This window comes from Peptoniphilus catoniae, assembly GCF_901447155.2.
In the GTDB taxonomy this organism is placed as follows: Bacteria; Bacillota; Clostridia; order Tissierellales; family Peptoniphilaceae; genus Peptoniphilus_E; species Peptoniphilus_E catoniae.
The window spans coordinates 63,194-88,755 of the sequence record NZ_LR588414.1; the positions used below are offsets into that span (position 1 = coordinate 63,194).

Annotated in this window: 22 protein-coding genes, 1 tRNA gene, 1 other RNA gene, 1 riboswitch and 1 other annotated feature; of the genes, 16 read left to right on the top strand and 8 right to left on the bottom strand. The window is 34.2% G+C overall.

All coding sequences use genetic code 11. The annotated features are described in order from the left end of the window. Positions 1–31 precede the first annotated feature (31 nt). Both PEPCATONIAE_RS02885 and PEPCATONIAE_RS02890 read right to left on the bottom strand, forming a co-directional pair. Positions 32–2,251, bottom strand: a complete 2,220-nt coding sequence (locus tag PEPCATONIAE_RS02885; protein ID WP_138159480.1) for a DUF3160 domain-containing protein — start codon at positions 2,249–2,251, stop codon at positions 32–34. After that, positions 2,248–2,949 (bottom strand): hypothetical protein, encoded by a 702-nt coding sequence (locus PEPCATONIAE_RS02890; protein WP_138159481.1) that lies wholly within the window; start codon positions 2,947–2,949, stop codon positions 2,248–2,250. The genes PEPCATONIAE_RS02885 and PEPCATONIAE_RS02890 overlap by 4 nt, the downstream gene beginning before the upstream one ends. 70 nt (positions 2,950–3,019) lie before the next feature. On the opposite strand from PEPCATONIAE_RS02890, the gene murB reads away from it, so the two are divergent. From murB to PEPCATONIAE_RS02940, 10 genes are all read left to right on the top strand, one after another. Then, positions 3,020–3,946, top strand: coding sequence for a UDP-N-acetylmuramate dehydrogenase (gene murB / locus PEPCATONIAE_RS02895; protein WP_138159482.1), 927 nt, complete (start codon positions 3,020–3,022; stop codon positions 3,944–3,946). Further along, positions 3,906–4,751, top strand: coding sequence for an RNase adapter RapZ (gene rapZ / locus PEPCATONIAE_RS02900; protein WP_138159483.1), 846 nt, complete (start codon positions 3,906–3,908; stop codon positions 4,749–4,751). The genes murB and rapZ overlap by 41 nt, the downstream gene beginning before the upstream one ends. Continuing rightward, positions 4,748–5,710 carry a gluconeogenesis factor YvcK family protein gene (locus PEPCATONIAE_RS02905; RefSeq protein WP_138159484.1) on the top strand — a complete coding sequence of 321 codons (963 nt, stop codon included), beginning with the start codon at positions 4,748–4,750 and terminating at the stop codon, positions 5,708–5,710. The genes rapZ and PEPCATONIAE_RS02905 overlap by 4 nt, the downstream gene beginning before the upstream one ends. 14 nt (positions 5,711–5,724) lie before the next feature. Next, a complete protein-coding gene (gene fni / locus PEPCATONIAE_RS02910; protein WP_138159485.1) occupies positions 5,725–6,741 on the top strand; it encodes a type 2 isopentenyl-diphosphate Delta-isomerase in 1,017 nt (338 codons plus the stop codon). A gap of 134 nt (positions 6,742–6,875) precedes the next feature. Continuing rightward, positions 6,876–7,832, top strand: coding sequence for a thioredoxin-disulfide reductase (trxB, locus tag PEPCATONIAE_RS02915; RefSeq protein WP_138159486.1), 957 nt, complete (start codon positions 6,876–6,878; stop codon positions 7,830–7,832). A 126-nt stretch (positions 7,833–7,958) separates the two neighbouring features. After that, positions 7,959–8,120: a binding site (T-box leader), on the top strand. Between the two features lie 33 nt (positions 8,121–8,153). Next, positions 8,154–9,440, top strand: coding sequence for a serine--tRNA ligase (gene serS, locus PEPCATONIAE_RS02920; RefSeq protein WP_138159487.1), 1,287 nt, complete (start codon positions 8,154–8,156; stop codon positions 9,438–9,440). A gap of 63 nt (positions 9,441–9,503) precedes the next feature. Then, a complete protein-coding gene (locus tag PEPCATONIAE_RS02925) occupies positions 9,504–10,445 on the top strand; it encodes an AEC family transporter (protein WP_138159488.1) in 942 nt (313 codons plus the stop codon). A 50-nt stretch (positions 10,446–10,495) separates the two neighbouring features. Continuing rightward, positions 10,496–10,591, top strand: a riboswitch (SAM riboswitch). 70 nt (positions 10,592–10,661) lie between these two features. Continuing rightward, positions 10,662–11,834 carry a methionine adenosyltransferase gene (metK, locus tag PEPCATONIAE_RS02930; RefSeq protein ID WP_138159489.1) on the top strand — a complete coding sequence of 391 codons (1,173 nt, stop codon included), beginning with the start codon at positions 10,662–10,664 and terminating at the stop codon, positions 11,832–11,834. A 92-nt stretch (positions 11,835–11,926) separates the two neighbouring features. Then, positions 11,927–14,116, top strand: a complete 2,190-nt coding sequence (gene recD2 / locus PEPCATONIAE_RS02935; RefSeq protein WP_138159490.1) for an SF1B family DNA helicase RecD2 — start codon at positions 11,927–11,929, stop codon at positions 14,114–14,116. Then, positions 14,103–14,723, top strand: a complete 621-nt coding sequence (locus tag PEPCATONIAE_RS02940; RefSeq protein ID WP_138159491.1) for a ComF family protein — start codon at positions 14,103–14,105, stop codon at positions 14,721–14,723. The genes recD2 and PEPCATONIAE_RS02940 overlap by 14 nt, the downstream gene beginning before the upstream one ends. On the opposite strand, the gene PEPCATONIAE_RS02945 is transcribed toward PEPCATONIAE_RS02940, so the two are convergent. Genes PEPCATONIAE_RS02945 through PEPCATONIAE_RS02955 form a run of 3 tightly spaced genes read right to left on the bottom strand, consistent with a single transcriptional unit; the run spans position 14,704 to position 18,261 of the window. Beyond that, positions 14,704–15,636 (bottom strand): YihY/virulence factor BrkB family protein, encoded by a 933-nt coding sequence (locus PEPCATONIAE_RS02945; protein WP_138159492.1) that lies wholly within the window; start codon positions 15,634–15,636, stop codon positions 14,704–14,706. The two genes, PEPCATONIAE_RS02940 and PEPCATONIAE_RS02945, sit on opposite strands and share 20 nt — an antisense overlap. Positions 15,637–15,674: 38 nt before the next feature. Further along, entirely contained in the window at positions 15,675–17,360 is a 1,686-nt protein-coding gene (locus PEPCATONIAE_RS02950) for a hypothetical protein (protein WP_138159493.1), read from the bottom strand. Then, the gene (locus PEPCATONIAE_RS02955; RefSeq protein ID WP_138159494.1) at positions 17,353–18,261 is read right to left on the bottom strand and encodes an FUSC family protein; all 909 of its coding nucleotides are present in this window, start codon (positions 18,259–18,261) and stop codon (positions 17,353–17,355) included. Before PEPCATONIAE_RS02955 ends, PEPCATONIAE_RS02950 begins: the two co-directional genes overlap by 8 nt. Positions 18,262–18,487: 226 nt before the next feature. On the opposite strand from PEPCATONIAE_RS02955, the gene hpf reads away from it, so the two are divergent. The 3 genes from hpf to PEPCATONIAE_RS02970 all read left to right on the top strand — a co-directional run bounded on the left by hpf (position 18,488) and on the right by PEPCATONIAE_RS02970 (position 21,904). Further along, positions 18,488–19,033: a ribosome hibernation-promoting factor, HPF/YfiA family gene (hpf, locus tag PEPCATONIAE_RS02960; protein WP_138159495.1), complete on the top strand. Its 546-nt coding sequence runs from the start codon at positions 18,488–18,490 to the stop codon at positions 19,031–19,033. An 89-nt stretch (positions 19,034–19,122) separates the two neighbouring features. Then, complete coding sequence (locus PEPCATONIAE_RS02965) at positions 19,123–20,970, top strand: TRAP transporter permease (RefSeq protein WP_138159496.1); 1,848 nt, start codon at positions 19,123–19,125, stop codon at positions 20,968–20,970. Then, positions 20,954–21,904, top strand: coding sequence for a TAXI family TRAP transporter solute-binding subunit (locus PEPCATONIAE_RS02970; RefSeq protein WP_138159497.1), 951 nt, complete (start codon positions 20,954–20,956; stop codon positions 21,902–21,904). The genes PEPCATONIAE_RS02965 and PEPCATONIAE_RS02970 overlap by 17 nt, the downstream gene beginning before the upstream one ends. A 180-nt stretch (positions 21,905–22,084) precedes the next feature. On the opposite strand, the gene PEPCATONIAE_RS02975 is transcribed toward PEPCATONIAE_RS02970, so the two are convergent. Continuing rightward, positions 22,085–22,161: transfer RNA gene (locus tag PEPCATONIAE_RS02975), tRNA-Pro, on the bottom strand. A 199-nt stretch (positions 22,162–22,360) separates the two neighbouring features. Here PEPCATONIAE_RS02975 and PEPCATONIAE_RS02980 point away from each other — a divergent pair. The 3 genes from PEPCATONIAE_RS02980 to ssrA all read left to right on the top strand — a co-directional run bounded on the left by PEPCATONIAE_RS02980 (position 22,361) and on the right by ssrA (position 23,958). Continuing rightward, complete coding sequence (locus PEPCATONIAE_RS02980) at positions 22,361–22,996, top strand: HAD family hydrolase (RefSeq protein ID WP_138159498.1); 636 nt, start codon at positions 22,361–22,363, stop codon at positions 22,994–22,996. Further along, on the top strand, positions 22,993–23,577 hold the full coding sequence (locus tag PEPCATONIAE_RS02985) for a VanZ family protein (protein WP_138159499.1): 585 nt from the start codon (positions 22,993–22,995) through the stop codon (positions 23,575–23,577). Before PEPCATONIAE_RS02980 ends, PEPCATONIAE_RS02985 begins: the two co-directional genes overlap by 4 nt. 38 nt (positions 23,578–23,615) lie before the next feature. Beyond that, positions 23,616–23,958: a transfer-messenger RNA gene (gene ssrA, locus PEPCATONIAE_RS02990) on the top strand. Positions 23,959–24,072: 114 nt separating this feature from the next. Here the strand turns inward: ssrA and PEPCATONIAE_RS02995 are convergent. Both PEPCATONIAE_RS02995 and murI read right to left on the bottom strand, forming a co-directional pair. Further along, on the bottom strand, positions 24,073–24,492 hold the full coding sequence (locus PEPCATONIAE_RS02995; protein ID WP_138159500.1) for a PPC domain-containing DNA-binding protein: 420 nt from the start codon (positions 24,490–24,492) through the stop codon (positions 24,073–24,075). A 92-nt stretch (positions 24,493–24,584) separates the two neighbouring features. After that, complete coding sequence (gene murI, locus PEPCATONIAE_RS03000; protein ID WP_138159501.1) at positions 24,585–25,415, bottom strand: glutamate racemase; 831 nt, start codon at positions 25,413–25,415, stop codon at positions 24,585–24,587. Positions 25,416–25,562 lie beyond the last annotated feature (147 nt).

Below are 25,562 nucleotides of genomic sequence, written 5' to 3' on the forward strand. Positions count from 1 at the left end.
AAAATCTAACGCATTTTTTATATCTTTACCTTTAGTACATAACATCAGGTTCAGGAATTTTTGATTTAGGACCTGCATATAAATCCGCTGCCCAAGGAGTTATTCCATAGGAAGGATCACTTTTTAAAATTTCTCTAAAGGCTTCATCAGTAAGTCTTTCTGAATTTATAAATTCTCTATAGGATAAAACTCCTCCACGGCCAAGATAAAGCTTGCCGTTAATAGGAAATACCGTATAGATTTCATAGGCATCGCCAAGACCTGCATGAAGGTATTCTCCTTCAGGTAGTCCAAGGCTGTTTGGAGCAATGGACATAAGGTCTGCAGTTATGGACATATGTCTGTCATTTTCATCAAGAAGCTCCCAATAAGGAGAATCTCCTGTAACGAATTTTAAAGATACACTTTCCAAGGTTCCGCCAATATACATTAAGTTTATATATTCATCCTCTGTAAGTTCTTCCCCTGAAAGTTCCTTTATACTTGCAGATGCAAGGTCATCACAAAGAGTTTTAAGATACATAATGTTATCATAGGTAAACTCATCAAGCATATCCCTAGCCCTTAAGTTTTCAGCTGAGAATTCTATTAACCAGGCTAATTTTTTATAGAGATTTACGTTAGGTTCAACATAGGACTTAGGCACAGTATCATAACCTCCGCCTCCACATTCAGCTATAGGTTGTTTGCCATAAAGAACCGTATCGTGTTTAAGCTCAGCCCAGGATCCAAGTAGAGTGTTAGTGTCCTTTGCCTTCCAGGAATCTTTTTTCATAAACTCAGGATAGCCTTCACCAAAGTCTTTAGTCAATTCCTCCAAGGACCACAACCAACCTCTGTATAAGTTCTTTTTCCAAGTTTCATCCTTAATTGAAGCTACTTCTTCAGTAGTTTTCTTAAGATTCTTTTCATAGTCCGGCCATTTTTTGTTGTCGGGGTTATTAAGCTGAAGATTTGTAGCATAATCGCTTCCCATTACTGCCGCTACATCAAGACCGCTGTAGATAGGTCTTCTTGACGGAGTGTTAGGACCGGCGATTTCAACAAGGTTTTGCATCCATACTGAATCAAATACAGCCCTTTGAGGTAGAAATCTGAAGGATTGTCCCAAAAATCCGCCTATTTTAGGTTTTCTCATTATTTCTATGTTGCCGTAAACATCTTTTAATTTTTTCTTGTTAAGAAGATCATTAAGGTCAGGTTCTTTTCCGTAGATACCGTAAAGAATTGATGAATATTCTTTAACTGTCAGGTCATCTGCGCTATCAACAAGAAAGCTCAAAGGATCAAAAATATCACTCCACAGGTTATAGGAAGCTTTATTGCTGAAAACATTGTCGGTTATTAAAAGAGCCATACCTGTAAGGTCTTCTCTATAATTGCCATCATCTTTTACAAAGAAACCGGCTTGTCCGTAGTACATGGAGGTTATAAAATACTTTTTCAAAATCTCGCTTTTAGTATAATGACCCCTTGGAGTAAATTGGCTATAGTCCATTTTAATACCAAGAATATCTGAAGCTTCACCTTGCTTTGAGCTTATTTTTTTATATTCTTCCCTTGCAAGGGATTTTGCCTTATCAGGTATATTATCAGGAAGCTTTTCTCCCAGGCAAAGTTCCGCAGTTGCAAAGTAGGCTATATTTCTAAGGGCAAGGTCTTTAACCTTTTCATTGTTAATGGATTCGTATTGAGTTATAGAGTCCTTAAACATATTATCAGTAAGTTCAAATAACTTGTCATATAGGGTTTCCTCTTCCAATCTTTTAAGGAAGTTGTCATAGAAGATGTGATAGGTATGTAAAACTGAGTCCGTTGTAATAAAGGAAGGTATAAGTTTATATTCGTTGTCTTCATAAATATAGAAAAGTTGTTCCTTAATAGAAGAAGCATAAGTGTCATTAGGGTCAGTTACCAAAGGTGCTATAAAAAATCCTGAATTAACAAGGGCTTCTTTTTGAACATCGGTAAAGTCTCCAAACTGATCCAAATTTTCTATATTTGATAAATCGTTTCTAACCTTATAGGAGGGGATGCTTGCATTTACTTCAGTAAGATCAATAGGTACATCTATTATTTTATTGTAGCCTTCAGGAAGATCAATAGTTTCAACCTTAGATACATTTGTTGTATCAATTTCTTCCTGACTCGGTTGCTTTGCTTCTTTAACTTCCTTTTTGTCCTTAGGGGCAAAGAAGTTACAAGAAGTAAGTAAACAAAGTGTTGCCATAAATAAAATTATTTTTTTCATTTAATCACCTGCTTTATTTTATTATTTTCAATAGTTAACATCTTTCCATCAACCTTTAAATCTTTGGACTCATCAAAGGATTTAAAGGTCCCCGGGTCACCTTCATAAACAAGCTCAAAGCCGAAGTCCCTCCACCTGTATGCGGCAATTCTTTGGCTTTTGTCTTTATTTTCTTCTATGCTTATAAGTTCCCATATTCCATCGGCGTCTATGTCATAAGGTCTAAAGTCAATCATGGGTCTTGAGAATTTAGATATTCTTATTCTTGGAACCAGCTTCTTTTCTTCCTTGTTAAGGTTGTAGATAAAGCACCTTTTAGCCTTAATATTATGTAGGGGAGTTTTTTTAAAAACACCCAGGGCAATTTCAGGCTCAGACCTACTTACCAAATTGCCGAATTTTATTTTCCAGGGCTTTATTTCCGATAGGTCCATGGAATAGAGAATTTCTCCAGAATCCTCGTCAATAATTTCCACTATCCTTTTAAGAGATAAAGGTTTTCTGTAAATAAGACCTACTCTTTTAATTTCACCTGACCGGTAATAATCACAAGATATAATTTTAATTTTATCTTTTAAAACTTTTCCGTCCTCAGATACCAGGATGTCATAAAAGACAGATGGACTCTTGCAATATATACCCCCTATAAGGGCAAAGAATATAATTAGAGCTCCAAGGCTAATAATAAATTTTCTCATAATTATATTCTAACACATGTGGAGATATTTTAATTTTTAAATTTATAGTATAATAGCCTTGAGGTGGGAAATGATAAATTTTAGAGATTACGGTAGGTTATTAGTAGACGAACCTTTAAATAAACATACGACTTTTAAAATAGGTGGAAAGGCAAAATATGTTTTGTTTCCCAATAGCGAAGAGGATTTAATAAAGGCATTAAAACTTGCTCGAGGGGAAAATATAAAATATTTGGTCCTAGGAAGGGCAAGTAATGTTCTTGTAGATGATAAAGGATTCAATGGTCTGGTTCTTATTTTAAAATCATTAGATAGATTAACTATAAAAGACAATAAAATTACTGCAGCCTGTGGAGCTGGTCTAAGGGAGTTGGCTAACTTCGCCCTTGAAAACAGTTTAAGCGGTCTGGAGTTTGCTCATGGTATTCCCGGATCTGTAGGAGGAGGCGTTATAATGAATGCCGGAGCCTATGATTCTGAAATGAAAAATTTTGTTAAAAGGGTAAGACTTTTAGATAAGGATCTAAATATTTTGGACCTATCCAATGAGGAAATGGATTTCGGTTACAGACATAGTCTTGCACAAGATAAGGGCTATATAGTTTTGTCCGCTGTATTTGAGCTTAAAAGAGGAGTAGACTACAGTGGGATAAAAGAGAAAATGGATGACTTTTTTAAAAGAAGAAGCTCCAAGCAACCTCTTGAGCTTCCCTCTGCAGGTTCAACATTCAGAAGACCTGAGGGCTATTTTGCAGGAAAGCTTATAGATGATTGCGGTCTTAGAGGTTTAAGACATGGTGGGGCTATGGTTAGTGAAAAGCACTGCGGATTTATAGTTAATTATAATAAGGCCTCTTCAAAGGATGTAAAAGAACTTATTGAAATGGTGCAAAAAGTAGTTTATGACAGGTATAAGGTAAAGCTTGTACCTGAGGTGAAATTTATCGGAGGAGACAATGGAGATTCTTGTAATAACGGGAATGAGTGGAGCAGGTAAATCCAAGGCCCTAAATCAATTGGAGGATTTAGGATATTTTGCCATGGATAATCTTCCTCCTCAGCTTATTCCAAAATTTGCTGAAATTGCATCTGCATCAAACTATATGAATAAGGTTTGTGTAGTAGTAGATGTAAGAAGTGGAGAATTTTTTCAAGACTTCTCCAAATCATTAAAGGAGCTTAGAAAGCTCAACTTTAAATACAGACTTTTATTTTTAGATGCTGCTGAAGATGTAATAATAAACAGGTATAAGGAGCTTAGGAGACCTCACCCCTTAAGTAAATCCATAGTAAGTGGTTATAAAAAAGAGCTTGAACTTATGGAGGATATAAAAAAAAGTGCCGACTATATTATAGACACTTCGGATCTTACTGATAAGCAGCTTAGGGAAAAACTTATTACCATGTTGGGAATAGAAAGCGACGGAGAAATAAAGGTATCTATATGCTCCTTCGGTTTTAAAAAGGGGATTCTCCTTGATGGGGATTTAATATTTGATGTAAGGTTCCTTCCAAATCCTTATTATATAGAAGAACTTAAGCATTTAAACGGAGAGAACAAAAAAACCAAGGACTATGTAATTAATAAAGAGGTAACTCAAAAATTTTTAGAAAAATCTGTAGATATCCTTAATTTTCTAATACCTAATTATGCCAAAGAAGGAAAAAGTATATTAGTTGTAGGTATAGGCTGCACAGGAGGCTTTCATAGATCCGTTGCAATAGCAAATGAGCTTGGTAAAAGATTAAAGGAAATGGGCTATAATATTTCCGTTAGCCATAGAGATGTGAATAGAAATTGAAAAAAGTTGTTGTAATAGGCGGAGGCACAGGTATAAGTGCCATATTAAAAGGAATAAAGAAGTACAGCTCCAACATTACAGCTGTAGTAACTATGGCCGATGATGGAGGAGGGTCAGGTATACTTAGACAAGATATGGGTATATTACCTCCCGGAGATGTAAGAAACTGTATAGTTGCCTTGTCAGAAACTGAAGGAGTTATGGAAAATCTTCTTCAATACAGGTTTGAAACCGGAGGACTTAAGGGACAAAATTTCGGCAATATTTTAATAGCAGCCCTTTGCGATATATATGGAAGTTTTAATAATGCTCTTAACCAGGTGGAAAATATTTTCAGTATGTCAGGAAGAGTTGTTCCCGTAACCTATGAGAATGTACATTTAGTTGCGGAATTTGAAAACGGTGATAAGTGTATAGGAGAGTCCATAATCCCTAAAATGGCATATAAGTTAGACACAAGGATAAAAAACATAAGTCTTTTTCCTCAGATACCTAAGGCAAGTTCCGACGCTCTTTTAGCTATAAAGGAAGCTGATTTAATAATTATAGGACCGGGTAGTTTATATACATCAATAATTCCAAACTTGGTAGTGGATGGGATAAACGACGCTTTAAGAAAAAGTTCAGGTCAAAAAGTTTATATTTTAAATGTAATGACTGAGCTTGGAGAAACCTTGGGCTTTAATATAAGAGATCATGTGGAGGCCATTGTTAAACATTCCTATGAAGGGATTATAGATAAAATTATAATTAACAATAAAAAGCCGTCAGAAGAAATGATTAAAAACTATTTAAAAATTTCAAGATCAACTGAAGTAAAAATTGATGAAGATGGTCTTAACTATCTTAAATCCAAAGGTATAGGTTATATCCTTGGAGATTTTATAGAAGAGAAGGATACAATTAGACACAGCGGAGAAAAAATTGCAAAGGGACTTTTAGATGCCGGCTTATTATAGATTGGAGAATAACTATGAGAAAGTATAGAAAAAGAGAGCACTTGGAGAACTGCCTACGCACAAGCTATGTAGGGGATACTCTTTTTGAAGATGTTTTTTTATATCACAATTCCTTACCGGATTTGGATTTTAACAATTTAGATACATCGGTGGAATTCTTAGGCAAGAAGCTGGACTTTCCGCTTATAATAAATGCCATGACCGGCGGAACTGACTTTTCAAAAAAAATTAACGTGGATTTAGCACAAATAGCTGATAAATTTAACATAGCCATGGCAGTAGGATCTGAAACCATAGCTCTTGAAGATGAAGATGCCAAGGAATCTTTTAAATGTGTAAGAGAAGAGCTTAAAAATGGAGTTGTACTTGCAAATCTTAATGGCTATGCAAGTGTAGATAATGCAAAAGTTGCCATTGACCTAATTGAAGCTGACGGCTTGCAAATTCATTTAAACCCTGCTCACGAACTTGCCATGGAAGAAGGAGACAGGGACTTTAGAGGAATACTTAAAAATATAGAAAAAATTGTAAATTCCCTTGATAAACCTATAATAGTAAAGGAAGTGGGCTTTGGACTTTCCAAGTTTGCAGTTAAAGAGCTTTATGACATAGGTGTAAGATATGTTGACTTGTCGGGATCAGGGGGAACAAACTTTATTGAAGTTGAAAACCTAAGGACTCCCTATAAGGACTTATCAGACCTTTACTCCTGGGGCAACCCTACGGCTATGATCCTCATAGAAGCAAAGGCTCTTAATTTAACTGATCTTACTATAATAGGTTCAGGTGGAATTAAAAGCTCCCTTGATATAGTAAAGGCTCTTGTACTGGGAGCGGACCTTACAGCTATAAGCGGGGAGATCCTTCACTATTTGGTACATGGTGGTCTTGACTATGCAGAAAAGTATGTGGAGAATTTAATTTATAAAACAAAAATGCTTATGGTGCTGACTGGTTCAAAAAATATTAAAGAATTAAAAGAAGCCAAGTATAAGCTGACTGGAAAGTTAAAAGATTTGACTCAGGCTTAATTAAAATATAAATAAAGGCTGCAAATTTATTTTATAAATTAATAGCTTTGCCGCTAGATTAAAATCCTGATTGATTCAGGATTTTTTATTTATAAGAGATAAAAGGGGTATAAGCTAAAGGAGGAGGGAGTAATATGTACGATATAATAGTTTTAGGTGGAGGTCCTGCAGGACTTACAGCAGGTCTTTACGGGGCAAGGGCAAAGCTTAAAACCTTAGTAATAGAAAAAGGAATAGAGGGCGGACAGATTAGTAACACTACAGAGGTTGACAACTATCCGGGCATAGAAAAAATAAATGGGACTGATTTGGCAGTTACTATGAGAAAGCAGTGTGAAAATTTCGGAGCCGAGTTCTCCTATGATGAAGTAGTTGAGGTTGACCTTAAGGGCGATATTAAAAAAATAAGGACGGCAAATGAAAGCTACGAGTCAAAGACAGTTATTATAGCCAGCGGACAGGAGCCGAGAAAAATCGGTTGCCCGGGAGAGGAAGAGTTTGTCGGCAAGGGTATCTCCTATTGTGCAACTTGTGATGCAGCCTTTTATGAAGGACTTGACGTATATGTAATAGGTGGAGGAGACGCAGCCATAGACGAAGCACTTTTTATTTCAAAGTTTGCCAAAAATATATATGTAGTCCACAGAAGGGATGAGCTTCGTGCAAGTAAGTCTTTACAGGAAAGGGCACTTGCCAATAAAAAGTTTCATTTTATATGGGACAGCGTAGTTGAAGAAATAAGAGGAGATAAAACTGCTAAAGAATTAGTTTTAAGGAATATAAAAACAAATGAAGTCACAGAAATAAAAAAAGATGAGCCTTTCGGTATTTTCGTATTTATAGGTTATTTACCTGAAACGGAAATCTTTAAGGGTCAGGTTGAAATGCAAAAAGGCTATATACCTACAGATGAGGAAATGAGAACTAACCTTAAAGGTGTCTTTGCAGCAGGAGACCTTAGAGTTAAAAGTGTAAGGCAGGTTGTAACTGCGGCATCAGACGGAGCAATAGCTGCAGTTACTGCAGAAAAATATATTGCAGAAAAAGAGGGTCATTTATATCAGGGATTTAAAGAAGAAAGTGAAGCTTAGACTTCACTTTTTTTATAGAAGATTTTAAGAAAGCTCTTTGTCAAAAACAAGTTTTATATTTAAGCTAACAAAGATTTGAGTTATTTAAAATTATTTGCTATACTCTATATATTAAAAGTGAATTTATATAAAACTATGAAGAGAAGTAGTAGGCAAGCTAGATTTTAAGAGAGTCCGTGGCAGGTGAAAACGGATATTCGACCTTGTTGAATCCGTCTTGGAGTTTTTATTTGCTAAGTGAATCGAAAGATTAATTAGGGTGGCAACGCGGGTTCTCTCGTCCCTTGGGGATGGGGAGCTTTTTTTATTGTGGAGGTAAAAATGTTAGATATTAAATTTGTAAGGGAGAATCCCGAAAAGGTAAAAGAAAATATTAAAAAGAAGTTTCAGGATGAAAAGCTTCCTTTAGTTGATGAAGTTATTAAAATTGATGAAAGATTAAGAGAAGTAAAAACTAAAGGCGACGATTTAAGAGCAAAGAGAAATAAAACCTCTAAGGAAATTGGAGCCTATATGCAGAAAAAAGAAAAAGAAAAGGCTGAAGAAGCAAAGGCTGAGGTTAAAGAAATAAATGACGAAATTCTTGCTCTTGAAACAGAAGAAAGAGAGCTTGCAGAAGATTTAAAGCAGAAAATGATGGTTATTCCTCAAATGATGGATTCTACAGTTCCTCTAGGTAAGGATGACAGTGAAAATGTCGAGCTTGAAAAGTTCGGAGAACCTATAGTGCCTGACTATGAAATCCCCTACCATGTGGATATTATGGAAAAATTTGACGGAATAGATCTCGATGCTGCAAGAAAAACTTCAGGATCAGGCTTTTATTATTTAAAGGGAGATATAGCAAGGCTTCATTCATCAATTTTGTCCTATGCAAGGGACTTTATGATAGATAGAGGCTTCACCTATTATATTCCTCCTTTTATGATTCGCTCAAATGTTGTTACAGGAGTAATGAGCTTTAGCGAAATGGAAAATATGATGTATAAAATCGAAGGAGAAGACCTTTACTTAATAGGTACCAGTGAACATTCTATGATAGGTAAATTTATTGATACCATAACAGATGAAGCAAATCTTCCTCAAACCCTTACCTCTTATTCACCTTGCTTTAGAAAAGAAGTGGGAGCTCACGGTATAGAAGAAAGAGGAGTTTACAGAATTCACCAATTTGAAAAGCAGGAAATGGTTGTAATATGTAAACCTGAAGACTCACCTTACTGGTATGATCAGTTATGGAACAACACAGTGGACTTTTTCAGATCTCTTGAGATTCCTGTAAGAACCCTTGAGTGCTGCAGCGGTGATCTTGCTGACTTAAAGGTTAAGTCCCTTGATGTTGAAGCTTGGAGTCCAAGACAAAAGAAGTATTTTGAAGTAGGTTCATGTTCAAATCTTGGAGATGCACAGGCAAGAAGACTTAATATAAGAATTAGAGGAGAAAACGGCAATTATTTGGCTCACACCCTTAACAATACTGTTGTGGCTCCTCCAAGAATGCTTATAGCCTTTTTAGAAAACCTTCTTCAAGAAGATGGTTCAATAAAAATACCTGAGCCTTTACAACCTTACATGGGAGGAAAGACTAAGCTTGTAGCAAATAAATAAAAAGATTTAAAAATATGGTCTCCTTATGGAGATCATATTTATTGATTTTAGATAGGAGATTGTATGGAATACTTCGGCTTGGGAATAAGTGCTATTTTTCCAATATTTTTAGTATTGTTCCTAGGATATTTTTTAAAGGTTTTAGGATTTATAGATGAGAACTTTACAGCTAAGGGCACTAAAATAATTTTTTATTTTATTTTGCCCTGTACTCTCTTTTTCGATATAAGGGATTCGGAATTAAAGTCCTTTGATAGGGCATATATAGTCTATATTTTGCTTGGAGTCTGTGCTATTTATGGCATTACCTGGTTTGTAGCTAAGCACTTTATAAAGGACAGAAGGAAGCTTTCCGCCTTTGTTCACTGTGCCTACAGGTCCAACTTTATCTTTATAGGAGTGCCTATTCTTGATGCTATAACAGACAGTTATGATATGGATCCGGTTATAGCGGTTTTTATGTTCGGCATAGTACTTTACAACTTTCTTGCCATTGTTCTTCTTACTTATTATGGTGAAGATGAGATAAACTTTAAGGAGTTTTTCTATAAGGTTGTTAAAAATCCCATGATAATTACTATTATAGTAGGGATGCTTGCAAGAAAATACAATATTTATATTTATCAGGGAGTGGAAGACGCTATGCACATGATAGGCAAAATTGCCAGCCCTTTTTCCCTTATACTGGTGGGATCATCTCTTAATTTTTCAAAAGATACAAAGGACATGGGTCTTGCTATAGGCTCAGCTTTTATAAAAGACGTTTTAGGAGCTCTTATACTTGTTCCTATAGCATATTTTTTAGGCTTCAGTAATGATCAGATACTTGTTGCCTATGTATATTTTGCAACACCCTGTGCAGTAAACTGTTTTGTAATGGGAAGAAGTATGGGATCAGACGGCGAACTTACATCAAAGATAATCACAGCCTCTTTTGTTATGTCAATATTTTCCTATGCAGTTGGAATTGCGCTTCTTCAATATTTCGGCATAGTAGCGGTCTAGACCTTTACAAAAGATATTTAAACTGTTATAATCAAGTCAACTTAATATGAGCCTTATTAAGAGTGGTGGAGTGAATGGGCACGATGAAACCCGGCAACCTTTTAAAGGTGCCAAATCCCACAGAGAGCTTCTCTGAAAGATGAGGTTATTGTCTTCTCCAAGCTCCCTTGGAGATTTTTTTATTGGAGAATCAAGTAGTTTTATATAGGAGGAAGAATGAAAAATAAAATATTTACTTCAGAATCTGTAACTGAAGGACATCCTGATAAGGTATGCGACCAAATTTCAGATGCAATATTAGATGCTATACTTAAAGAAGATGACAATGCAAGAGTTGCCTGCGAAACCTTAGCAACGACAGGACTTGTTTTAATTTCAGGTGAAATAAGCACAAATACTTATGTGGATTTTACAAGTATTGTTAGAGACACTATAAGGGAAATCGGATATGACAGGGCAAAAATAGGTTTTGATGCTGATACCTGTAGCGTACTTTCAGCAATAAAGGAGCAATCTCCAGATATCGCTATGGGAGTAAACAGATATAAGGAAGGCAATGTAGACGAATTTGACAGTTTCGGAGCAGGAGATCAGGGAATGATGTTCGGCTATGCAACAGATGAAACAAAGTCCCTTATGCCTATGCCAATTGATCTTGCTCACAAACTTGCAAGGCAGCTTGCCAAGGTTAGAAAGGAAAATGTACTTGAATATTTAAGACCTGATGGCAAAACTCAAATAAGTATTGAGTACGAAAATGATAAGCCTAAGAGAATTGAAAATGTTGTAGTATCCACTCAGCATAGGGCGGATGTTCCTATAGAACAGCTTAGAGAAGAAGTTAAAAGGGAAGTAATAGATAAAATAATTCCTCAAAACATGGTGGATAAGGATACAAAATATTGGATAAACCCTACAGGAAGATTTGTTATGGGAGGCCCTATGGCTGATACAGGTCTTACAGGAAGAAAAATAATTGTAGACAGCTACGGAGGATTTAGCAGACACGGTGGCGGAGCTTTTTCAGGCAAGGATCCTACAAAGGTTGACAGATCAGCCTCTTACTATGCAAGGTACATTGCAAAAAATATAGTTGCAGCAGGTCTTGCTAAAAAATGCGAATTGGGACTTGCCTATGCCATAGGAGTTACAAGACCTATCTCTATTTATGTAAACACTTTCGGCACGGGACTTTTAAAAGATGAAGACCTTGCAAATATTATTAATGAAAACTTTGATGCGAGACCGGGAGCCATCATTAAAAATCTTAAACTTTTTAGACCTATTTACAAACAAGTAGCAAGCTATGGGCACTTTGGAAGAGATGACTTGGATCTTCCTTGGGAAAAAACCGACAAGGTGGAAAAGCTAAAGACCTACCTTAAATAATAAAAGCTTTTAGTCGGTAGATTTTATTAATAATAATGTAATACAATATACAGGGGACATTTGTTTCCTGTATATTTTTTTGGCGGTGGACTATGATTGAAATAAAAGCTGTTATTGAAAGAATTATATATAGAAACGAAGACAACGGCTACACTATAGCAAGAGTAAACTCTGAGGATGAAGATCTTGTTGTAGTGGGAAACTGTATGGAGATTAAAACCTCCATGGAGTATATCTTTAGGGGAGATTTCGTTTTTCATAAAAAATACGGAGAGCAATTTAAATTTGAAGACCTTGAAGAGATTCTACCTAAGTCTCAAACAGGAATAATAAATTATCTTTCATCAGGGGTCATTCCTTTTATAGGGGAAAAAACCGCCAAGGCTATAGTGGATAAGTTTAAGGAAGAAAGTTTAACTATTATTGAAAATAATCCTGATAGGCTTCTTGAAATTGAAGGAATAGGAGAATTTAAGCTTGAAAAGATAAAATCAAGTCTTGAGAAAAATAAGGGACTTAGAAAACTTATTATATTTTTAACTTCCTACGGTTTATCCTCCTCCTATGCGATAAAAATTTATAAAAGCTATGGAGAAGATTCAATTAGCCTTATCAAAGAAAATCCTTATAAGCTTGCTGAAGATATAAGGGGAATAGGTTTTAAAAAGGCTGATGAAATTGCTATAAGGCTTGGAAATGTAGATCCTTCCTTTAGGGCTAAGGCAGCACTTAAATATACTCTTTTTCTTGCAGCTCTTGAAGGTCACAGCTACCTTCCCCAAGAAGAACTTTTAAAAAGGACTGAGAAGCTTTTAAATATAGATGAGAAGAGTTTAAGGGAGGAAGTGATTAAACTCACCTTTGATGATAGATTCTTTATAGAAAGAAATGAAGAAGGAGATTTTGATTGTTACTATGCTCCCTACCTACAGGCCGAAAACTATATTAGCGGCAAAATAAAGTCCATGCTTAAATATCCCTATGAAAAGGTAAAGAATCTTGATCAATTAATAGATAAGGTTGAGGGAAGACAAAATTTAAAATTTGCGGCAAATCAAATTAAGGCGGTAAAGGAGTCTGTGGAAAACGGGATTTTAATTATTACAGGAGGACCCGGAACAGGTAAGACCACAACTTTAAAGGCCATTATAGAAGTTTTTGAGCTACTTGAAAAATCAGTTAAGTTGGCAGCGCCTACAGGAAGAGCGGCAAAAAGAATGAAAGAAGCTACTATGAGAGAGGCTATGACTATCCACAGACTTTTGGAAATAGGCTTCAGCTCCGATGACAGATTAAATTACGGCTATGAGGAAGAAACAACTTTAGATTGTGACGTTTTAATAGTAGATGAGGTTTCCATGGTAGATCTTATTCTTATGAATACTCTTTTAAAATCAGTAAAGGAAGGGACAAGACTTATATTGGTAGGAGATAGAGATCAATTACCTTCAGTTGGTGCGGGAAATGTTTTAAAGGACCTTATTGAATCAGATAAGGTTCCCTTGGTCAATTTAGATGAAATTTTCAGACAATCTGAGGAATCTATGATTATAAAAAACGCCCATCTTATTAACAAGGGTAAAATGCCTGAAATTACAAATTCCAAAGATTTCTTTATGATAAATGAGCCTGATCAGTTAAAAACAAGTGAAATAATAGCAGACTTAGTTAACAGGCGGCTACCGGACTATTACGGTATTGATAAAAAAGACATTCAGGTTCTTTGTCCTATGAAAAAAGGACCTGTGGGAGTTAAAAATTTAAATGATAAATTACAGACCCTTTTAAATCCCAAGGGTGATGAAGTAAAATACGGAGATAATATTTTCAGGGTAGGGGACAAGGTAATGCACACTAAAAACAACTACAACCTTGAGTATAAAATAGAATCCGACTTTTATTTAGAAGAAGGAGAGGGAGTTTTTAACGGAGATATAGGCTACATCGAAAAGATAGACAAGGAAGAAAAGGAAGTCTATGTAAGGTATGATGATGTAAAGCTTGTAAAGTATGAGTATGAGGACTTAGATGAGCTTATGCTTGCCTACGCCTCCACAATTCACAAATCTCAAGGGTCAGAGTTTGACGTTGTTATTATTCCCCTTCACTTCGCTCCTCCCATTCTTTTAACAAGAAATTTAATTTATACCGCCATTACAAGAGCTAAAAAGCTGGTGGTGTTAGTTGGGGAATACAAATATTTAAAAATAATGGTGGATAACAATACAATATCTAAAAGATATTCAAGGTTAAAGGAAAGATTACAGGATGAAAGCAATTAAAGAGAGATGCCTTTTTTGCGATGATATAAATGTTTATAGCTATGGACTCTGTAGGTCATGTTTTGAAAACTTAAATTTTGATTCTCACTTTCCCTTTAAGCTTTCAAATCTTGATAGGATTGTGGTGGGAGTTGAATATGTAGGTATGATTAGAAAAATAATATCCGATTTTAAGTTTAGAGATAAGGTCTACTACTATAAGCTTTTTTCGGAAATTTTAACTGAAAAATTATTTGCTGAATCCTTATCCAAGGACTACAAGCAAATAACCTATGTTCCTATGCACATTAAGGATTTAAAAAAACGGGGTTACAATCAGTCTAAGCTTATAGCTCAGGGAATATGTGACAACACCTTAATGGATCTTATAGAGCCTGCAAGAAAAATTAAGCTTACTAAGGAGCAGGTTAAGACTGAAAGTACAGAGGAAAGGCTGACAAATATTAAAGGAGCCTTTAAAGGGACGGAGCCTCTTAGCGGCGGGATAATTATAGTTGATGATGTTATTACCACCGGGGCAACGGTAAATGAACTTGCCGGTGTTTTAAAGTCTATGGGGGCAAAAAAAGTAGCTGCTTTAGTAGCAGCTAGTCCTCAAAATCTTTAAGAAGGTTTTTAAAAAAGGATTCATGCCTTGGCCATTTATTAGTTGTCTTAAAGTTTTTCATGGAGAATATAACTCCATTAACTTCAGCACCTAGAAGAAGAATTATGGACATAAGCCACATCCACACCAGTAAAATAATAATACCGGCAAGGGATCCATAGGTAATGGAATAGTTGGCGAAATTGTTTACATAATTTCCGAAAATTTGAGACACGAATATGGAAACAAAAGTTGTAAAAATGGCACCGGGTAAGGCGGTTTTGTAGGATATAAGTTTTCTTGCACTTTTATTGGGGGCGAGCCCGTAAAGAAGAGCCAAGGTAATTATCATGTAAGCTACAGTTATAAGTATTGCCAAGGTGTGGATTAATTGCCTTGTTTCGCTTTCTATTTTAAAATATTTAGACAGGCTTTCTACAATAACCTTGCCGAAAACTTGAGTTGTCATAAGCATAATAACCATAATTAAAATAGCTAGGGTAAAAATTAGCGACAAGAACCTCTCCTTAATAAAACCTCTGTCATCTTTAAAGCCATAGGCAAGACTTATGTTTTTCATTATCTTATGGAGAATGTTTGATGCGGTAAAAAGCACCATAATAATTGAAAAGGACAAAAGGCTTGAAGAAGAGTAGGTGTTTATTTCGTTTATAAAGCTATCAACTATTATTGCAATATTTCCAGGTAGATAGCTTATCAGCCCTTCAAGTGACTCAGAAGTTAAAATATTTGTATAGTTAATAATATTTAAAAGGGCAATAAGAAATGGAAAGATTGACAAAATCGCAAAATACACCAAGGAGGCTCCAATTTCAGTAATCCTATGGTCAACAAATCTATAAATAAATTTATCTATAAAGACAAAGAGCTTATTGTCTTTATTTTTATATAAAAATTTTTTGAATTTTATCATGTTCACCTCTTTTACAAACAATTAAGCAAAAGGAAATTCTATTTCATATAGTCTTCTATGTTAATTGTATTACCATCTACTAAGTTATTTTTATAGCTTTTAAAAATTCTTTGTCCAGTTTCAGTAAAGCTTACAAGATTGCCCTCTAAACTTACAAGGTTAAGATCAGCTAAGGTATCAATTAAAAACCTATTTCTTTTTTTTATTTCCATATCAGTTATATCAAGAGGAGATTTTTTTTCAAGCCTATTTAAAAGACACTTTAAATCTTTAAAATAGTTTTCTATTTTGTAAGGCCTTAAGAATAAATTTAAAAAATTTTTATTTAATAAATAGTGTAAAAATATAGCGAACTGTTCCTCTAAATCTAAAAATAAAAATTGATTTAATTTACTTGTAAAACTTATTTCCCTTGAGTCAAGCTTAATCATTTTCTTAATATTTAAAAAATTAAAGAAAAAATTAATTAAAGGATAGTGACTTTGATTAGGCCTTTTTACCTCTTTAGCAGGCTTAAGAGTAAGATTTTTTGCAATAAGATAAACCCCGGCATCAGTTATAGCCTGGGAGGATTTTTTAGCTGTAATTTCAGGTAGGCTGAGCATATCAACAAAGGCACCGAATTTGTCTATAAGATTAAAGTAGAAGGGTTCATCCAGCAGAGACAAAATCTTTTCATCAAAATAAAATCCTTCAGTAGAGTTTTCAAGATTGTTAAGATAAATAAATATATTTTCAGAAATTTCATTTAGTTCTTCATAAGGTTTTTTAAATCTGTCAGAGTATTTTAGAGCATAATTATAAAAATCTCTAAGGGATAAAACCGCCTTTTTAAATTGTGATGAGTTAAGGAAGGCTCCCTTCAAAGCTGCATCCTTAATTATATCTATAAAGCTGAATTTGCTGAAATCTGAAAAATTTAAGGACTTGTTATTAAGAAAGCCCTCTAAGACACTAAATATATATATAAGCTCATCCTCATTAAGGGAGTTTTTTGCTTGAGAGATTTTAGAAAACCTTTCAAAAATTTCAAGATCTTCATTTGAAAAGAAATAATTTTTAATTTCCTCTTTCTTATGTTCAAAAATTATCTCCTCATCTATGTCAAAAAGCTCCGCCATAGTTATCATATAGGCTAAAAACAAATCCGGAAAAGATTTTTTAAGAATTAAAATTTTTTCTTTCCTTGTCTTTGACTCTAAATTATTTGAAGCCTTAAACAAATTTGAAAGGGAAGTTAAAAAGCTTTCCCTTTCATCATCTTTAAAGGTTGAGATTTTATCTAAAATAAATTTATAACCATCTATTTCAATTATTCTTACAAAAAGACTTTCTCCCTTTTTAAAATCAGGATCTTCATTATAAATTTCAAAGTCTTCTTTTAAGAAGTCATCATAAACTAAACTTTTTTTATTTTGAGCAAGATTAACTCTTATAAGGGTCGGGTAGGATTCAAGGAGTCCCTTGGCTATGGAGGATATATAGGACTCATTAAAAACCCCTGTGAAAAAAGATTTAATATGTTTTTGTAAAAGGCCTACATCTTTATTTATATCCAGTGCAAAATGAGATTTTATAAATTTTTCTTCTTTAAGAATTTCTAAAAGATTAAAAAATTCATCATTGTTATCATTTACAATTTTTATAAATTTGTCCATGTTAAAATAAAAATTCTTTGCCATTAAAAATTTGTTACGGGCAACTAGAAGCTTTATATCATTCATAGTCATACTCTCCAAGTATTCTTTCTAATTCATTTATTGATAATAAAATTTTATCTATTTGAAAGTTATAAACCGTATTTAGTTCTCCCTTAAGCTTTCCTTTATCCAATATGTTTATATGAAGCATATCTTCCAAAGCTTTTTTATTGTCACAGTTTATATCAGGTCTGTCTTCAATGGAATTAAGAAGTTGAAATCTCACATTAATATCTCTAAAATGATTCATAATTTTTTCTGATGTAATAGGCATAATATTTCCGTGAATAGGTATGTTTTTTTCAGACATTAACAGCTCATAAGAAAGATTCAGTTTTTCATAAGCTTTACTATAATAATCTATAGAGTGAGCGTCTTTAATAACAAGTTCCATAAGGAATTTTTTTGCGGAATTTAAGGTTAGTCGGGAATTATTTATAAAAATTTCAAAAATATCAGGGGTTGCAATTAAATAATTAATGACAACTGATACGGCTATACCTAAAAAAGTTCCGACAACTCTATTAACTCCGTAAATTATTTTGCTGGATTCCGAGGTAAAAGATGCGACAAAGACTATACAGGAAAGTATAACCATAGACTTCATATTCATATGCTGAAGAATATAAATAATAATTATAATCCCAAGTCCTCCCAGTAGGGGAGTTAAAATTTCAGGCACAGGAATAAGACTGAAGGCATAACCTAAAACCACACCGAACACAGATGAGAACATTCTCTTTTTTACGTCCTCAAAGCTTTCCGTAAGAGAAGCCTTCATTGATGTAATTGCCGCAATGGCAGTAAAAATAGGGGTGTGCAGATTAAGCAACAGTGAAAGATATAAGCTTATTGTAACAGCAAGAGAAGTTTTAATTGTTCTCATGCCTATTCTATATTTAGGTTTAATATCTAGAAATTTCATAATATCACTTAAATAATTATATATCATTTTAATAAAAAAATTAAGAACAATCTATTCACAACTAAAGATTTGAAAACTTATATTTTTAACAGACTTATCCACATTATCCACATGTGGAAAAGATAAATGCGGTGTTTTTTATCTTAAGTATTATGAATTAATTAATTAATTTAGGGTAGATATCTAATAACATAAACAAACCACACAAATTGAGAGGAGTGATTATATGTTACTTGATTTAGTTGGAAAAAATATTGAATTAACTGATGGTTTAAAGGATTATGCGAGGTCGAAATTTTCAAAAATTGATAAATATTTTGATAAAGAGATAAAGGCCAGAGCTGTATTCTCAACAGTTAAAAACGATCAAACTGTCGAAGTAACTATATTTTTACCGGGAACGATTCTTCGTGCTGAAGAAACAACAGAGGATATGTATACATCAATTGATAAAGCCATAGATGCTTTGTCAAGACAAACCAGAAAATATAAAACCAGATTAAAGAAAAGATACCAAGGAAATTCTGAAACCATAAGATTTGAAAACATAAATCCTGTAGAAGATGAGGTGTCCGGCGGTAAAGAAGCAAAAATCGTAAAGAGAAAAACTTTTAGTTTGGTACCTATGCATGAGGAAGAGGCATTGCTTCAAATGGAACTTTTAAATCATAACTTCTTTGTATTTCTAAATGCCGACACAGATAAGGTAGAGATAGCATATAAGAGAAAAGATAAGGACTATGGTGTAATAGAAGTCCTTGTTGAAGATTAATAAGAACATATATAAGACTGTTGCGATGCAGCAGTCTTTTTTATTGCTTTTATAAAGGGTGGTGGTAGTATAATAATAACGGAGGACTTATGAAAAAATTTATTGATAAAATAGAATTTAATAGGGATAATACTTTCATCTCCATTATTTTGTGCCTTTGGGTAGCAATACAAATTATAGTTGTTGGATTTTTAAATGTAGATGATATGTTTCTAAGATGTATTCACATTATTTTCGTACTTATAATATCGTCCTTGCTTTTTAAAGACCTGGGCAATTTTTTAAAAATATCCTTGTCTATACTCTCAGTCTTTTCCTTTCTCTATGTAATTTTTAACTACACACTTATATCTAAAAGAGGAGGCTATACTTATGGCCTTGATGTTTTTGTAGCAGGACTTGGTATCCTTCTTGTGCTTGTAATAGGGTTTAAGTCCAATAAAAATTTGAGTCTTCTTGCTCTCTTCTTTCTGACTTATTTATATTGGGGAAAATTTTTACCCGGCAGTCTTTCTCACGGGGGCTTTTCTTTAAAAAGGGTTCTTAATTATTTATTTTGGGGTACCGGTGGAATTTTCGGTATAGGAGTGGGAGTAAGTGCAAGTTACATATTTCTCTTTGTAATTTTCGGATCCTTTTTAAAATACAGTGGATTTTCAAATTTTATAAACGATTTGTCCATGTCCTTAATAGGAAAATCCAAAGGGGGGCCTGCAAAGGTGGCAGTGGTTGCATCAGCTTGTATGGGTATGATAAACGGATCTGCAGTGGCAAATGTTGCTACTACAGGTACCATTACTATACCACTGATGAAAAAAACAGGCTATGATTCCGACTTTGCCGGTGCAGTTGAAGCTGTTGCATCAACGGGAGGTCAATTCTGCCCTCCAATTATGGGAGCTGCAGCCTTTGTAATGGCTGAATTTTTACAAATCCCTTATACTCAAGTGCTTATGGCTGCTATTGTGCCTGCTTTTTTGTTCTATTTAAGCCTTTTACTTTCTGTGCATTTGGAAGCTGAAAAGTTAGGATTAAAAGGTATATCAATAGATAAAAAAAGTAAAGAAATTTTAAAATCAGGTTTTCATTTATTAATTCCACTTGTAATTTTAATTGTCATGATGCTTATGGGATACTCTCCTATAACCTGCGGTATAGCTGCAATTTTTGCAACGATAATTTCAAGTCACTTTAAAAAAGAAACGGCAATGAATTTAGAAACTATAATAGAAGCTTCAAAAGAAGGAGCCTTATCAGCTTTAAATGTTGCTATGGCTTGCATTCTAATTGGACTTATTATAGGATCTGTTGCCCTTAGCGGCTTGGGTCTTAAGTTTGGAAGTATTGTGTTAAGTATTGTAGGCAATAGCAATATTTATTTCGGAGCCTTTATGGTAATGATACTTTCAATAATACTGGGAATGGGAGTGCCTGGAGTTGCAGCCTATGTAATAGTAGTGTCTGTTGCCGTTCCGATTATGATAAAGGCAGGGGCAAGTCCGATATCAGCTCATATGTTCTGCCTAATTTACGCCTGCCTATCAAATATTACACCACCTGTTGCAATATCTTCCTATGTGGCAAGCTCCATTGCAGATTCAGATATGGTAAAGACCTCTCTAAAGGCTGTGAAGTTAGGATTAGGGGGCTTTATACTTCCGTTTTTCTTTATAAAAAATCAGGATCTTTTGCTTCAATCGACGGAAATTTTTACCGGCCTTAGAGTAGTCTTAGGTGCGGCTGTGGGTATACTTTCCTTTACCGTAGGAATGGAGGGCTATCTTTACAGAAACCTTAATAAGATATTCAGATGCCTCTTTATTTTTGCCGGGATTCTTTTAATAGATACGGGGGTTTATACAGATCTTATAGCTTTGACAATAATTATTTTTGTCTTTATTTACGAAAAAAGGTGTAGTTATGAGAAAAAAATTTAAATTTATACTTCCTTTGCTTGTAATTTTATTTTTGCCATCTTGTAAGGCTAAAGAAAAAGCAATTCGCATACCTACGGCGTCAACTACAGGTGCTTTATATAATTTGGGATTCTCTCTTTCTAAGCTTTGGACTGATAAAATAGGACTTAAATTTAATTCTGAAGCCTCAAATGGTGGAGTAGATAATCTTAATATTATTTATGACAAAGATGCCGAGGTGAGCTTGGGAGTAAGCTCCATAGTTTATCAGGCCTACCACGGAGAGGGAGTATTTAAGGACAGAAAAAACCCGAGCTTAAGAATTATTGCAGGTCTTTACTTAAACCCCAATCAGGTAGTAGTAAGAAAAGATGCAGGAATAAATTCTCTTAAAGACTTAAAGGGTAAAAATTTTTCCGCAGGCTCCTCCGGCAGCACCACTGAAAGCGAAACAATGAATCATTTAAAAGCCGTATGCTTAAAAGAAAGCGACCTTAATATACAAAGAATTGCACCGGGAGAAAGTGCCGACCTTATAAGAACGGGAAGTCTTGACGGAGTTTGGATTATGGCGGCTATACCAACAGCTTCCGTTACAGAAATTACAGCTTCAAGCGGCGCTGAAATTTTAGAAATAGATAGACAAACTGTAGACAAGCTTAAAGAAGAGGATCCTTGGTACACAAACTATACTATTAAGGCGGGAAGCTACATAGGTCAGGACAAAGATATAAACACTTCAGCCATAAAAATGGTTCTTTACACAACAGATGAGCTTAGCGATGATTTGGTATATGAAATGACTAAGACCTTTTGGGAAAATTTAGAAGAGCTACAAGAAAGCAATAAAAGCTTAAAAGGTTTAAAAGTGGAGGACGCAATAAAAGATATAGCTGATTTACCATTGGCTGAAGGAGCCAAAAGGTACTATAAGGAAATAGGATTAATTAAATAAATTTATTTTGGAGCTTTAAAAATTAAAAAAGAAGATTAATTAAAAGGCGACTGATTAAAGTCGTCTTTTTTATTAACATCTAAAAGTAATTTAATCTAAATAGAAATATAAGCTTTAAAAATTTATAAAATAAAAAGCTTGTCCCTAGGTTTAATCTAAAAAACCAAGACAAGCTTTATATGGTCGGGGTGAGAGGATTTGAACCCCCGGCCCCATGGTCCCAAACCACGTGCGCTACCAAACTGCGCTACACCCCGACAAGTTTACCCATTAATTATAAGCTATTTATAAAACTTTTACAAGTAAATTTTATAATAGCTAATCATTATTAACAAACTGGAAATAATTATAGCAAAGCAAAACTTTATTTGCAAGGCGATTTTGTAAATAAAATTTTATGTAAAATTGACAGGTAAAAGCACCGCTTATATAATATTTTAAAGAAATGAGGTATTTATGAAGGGAATAATTTTTGATTTAGACGGCACTCTTATTGACTCTATGGGTATGTATAGAAATCTTTCAAAAAACTACTTAAAGAATCTGGGAGTGGACCTTACTGATGATGTGGCTCAAAAAACTACTGTAATGGGTTTGGGTAAAAGTGTAGAGTTTATTGTGGATTACTATAAGCTGGATAAGGAGCCTGAAGAGATTTATCAGGACTATAAAAATATAGTTGCAGATTTTTATGAAAACAAGGCTTTGGCTAAGGAAAAATCCATTGAAACTTTGACAAAATATTATGACTTGGGCTATAAGCTTGCCCTTGGAACCGCTACTAATATGAAATTTTTAAACCATGTTTTTAAGCGCTTTAATATAAAAGACTACTTTGATGTGATTCAAACTGTAGATGATGTAGGAGTTAAAAAATCTGAAAAAGAATTTTTTGAAATTCTTGCAGCTAAGCTTGGACTTGATACCGAAGATGTTATGTTATTTGATGACGCTCCCTATGCTCTTAAAGCCGCTAAAAAGTCAGGGATGGTTACCATAGCAGTTTATGACGAAAGTGCCAAAGATTATTGGGAAGCTTCCAAGGCCGGAAACGACTACTATATAGAAAGTTTTAAAGATTGGGCTGTATGAAACTCCTTATTTTTTTCCTCTTAAGAGGAACAGTTACCTTTATTTTGACCTTTGTAATATTCTCTCTTCTAAGAACCTATTTCTTTAAAAGTTTAAAAAAGCACTCAAATTCCAAAAGAGAATTTATACTTTCTCTTTTTGCAGGTTATGTGGCAGTTATGTGTTTATTTTTATTTATGCCAAATGCATTTTTGGCACATAAGGGGATAGATTTAAGCTCTGAAAATTTTGATTTTGTAGGGGATTTTAAAGACAGAATAAGTCAAGGCAACTGGGGAGTAAACCTTGTGCCCTTTAAAACTATTAGAAGTTACATAAGGTACTCAGGATTTTTTCATTCCTTTACAAATATTTTCGGAAATATTTTAATTTTTATACCTATGGGATTTATGATCCCTGTTCTCTATAAGGACATGAGGGATTTGAAAAAAATTCTAATATTTCTATCCTTAATATCGATTTTAATTGAAACCGTTCAATTTTTTGTAGGAAGATCCGTGGACATTGATGATTTTATTTTAAATGTTTTAGGAGGCTCAATAGGTTATTTAATTTATAAGCTAAGAAGCAAATCAATTTGACCTGGCTTTTTATTTATCTTATAATTATAGTACCTTATGGGGATGAAATTGGCTTCGACGGGGATTTGGAGCTTTCAGTAGCGAGCAGTTGTGAGGAGCAACTTTAAAAGCCTCAAAACAAATAAACGAAAACGAAAATTACGCTTTAGCAGCCTAAGCTGCTGCTCATCTTATATTTGATCCCCACGGCTTATATAAGGTGTCAAATTAGTGGGAAACGAAGCCCTGCAAGGCATCATAACAGGGTGGGTTTCATGATGATATAATTTGAAAATCGTGTATGTTCGAGTTTTAAATTGAATATAAATAACTATACTGCGCTCGGAGAAGCTGACTGCGAAGAGTTTTCGGACACGGGTTCAACTCCCGTCATCTCCACCATATGTGTCTTGTAGGTTTGATACTTACAAGGCTTTTTTACTTATTGCCTTTCTTTAATTTTATTAATAAAAAATAAATGCCGACAGAGGTGAACAATCACTTATCGGCATTTATTTAAAACTTTAAAATATTAAGTCCTGTTTTATCATCAACCATACGATCAATTTGACCGTCAATAATTTGAATAAAAAGTTCGCAGGTTCCGCAAATTCTACATGAGTTTAAGTGGCCGCCTGCAATAAATTTGTTTCCGTCTCCAAAGCTTATGTGAAGGTGTGAATAGTATTCTCCGTCAAGACTTGTAATATTTCCTGTGATATTTGTAATTTCAAATTCACCTTGATGGCGAAACTTGTTGTATTTTCTTTCTTCTACACTATAAAGCCCTACTGTTATATCGTCTCCTGCACCAATACCTGTTATGTATGCTGACTTTATATTCATTTCTTCACAAGCTTTTTTTAGTTCTTCTAAAACTTCTTCTCCTCTGTCTATGCGTACTGCTGCAACAGATCCATATTTTTTAAAATCCATATAAATCCTCCTAACAAATAAAATTCATTAATTACATTATACGCCTTTAAAAAAGCGATGTCTTAAAATTTAAAATAAAAAAGCAGACCCGGCTACTTTTTTCTTAAAGCTTTTTCCAAGTCTACTGTTACAGGAGATATTTTGTCGGGGCTGAGTCTGCAATATTTTATAGCCAACTGCCTAAACCTGTTAGGGTCAGATGTGGTATAAAAAACTACCTTGCCCTGGTTATTTTCATTAAAGGCATCTAAATTCTTTAAAGTTTTTTCTAATTCGAGAGCTGTATTATAAGCGGGGTCAACTAAAAAAACTTCTTTATTCTGTCTTTCATATATGTCCTTAAAATTTTTCCTAGCAAGAGGGAAGTGGGTGCAAGCAAAAACTAAAGTATCATAATCAAAATCATCAAAAAATTTTAAATAGTCCTCTATAATTTCGGCACCTATTTCATCAAGGGCATGCCCTGCTTCTATAGTTAGTACCAATTTAGGACAAGCCAAAGATCTAACTTCTATTTGAGGATCCCTCATTCCTATATATTTTTCATAGACTCCTGAATTTACAGTTACGTCTGTTGCAATTAAGGCAATTTTTTTGTTTTTTGTTACCTCGGTTGCATCTACTGTGCCGGGTGTAACAACCTCTATAATAGGAAAGTCAAACTTATCTCTAAGGTGATCGACTGCAACGGAACTTACGGTATTGCAAGCTATAACTGCGGCCTTCAGGTTTTCTTTTGATATAAATTCTATACAGTCTGATGAAATTTTTTTAATATTTTCTTCGCTTCTTATTCCATAAGGCATTCTTGCTGTGTCGCCTATGTATATATAATTTTCATTGGGAAGCAGTTTAAGAAGTCTGTTGAGCACACTTATTCCGCCAACACCGCTGTCAAAAACTCCAATGGATCTTTTATCCATTATTTTATCCCCTTCCTTTTTGTTCTAGCAATTATTTTAACATAAAACACTTTAGTTTTTAAAGTATTTAATAAATTGAACCTATATATTATACTATATGCTAAAAGCCTTGAAAACCACAGGGGGTAAAGATATAATATTAAGGCG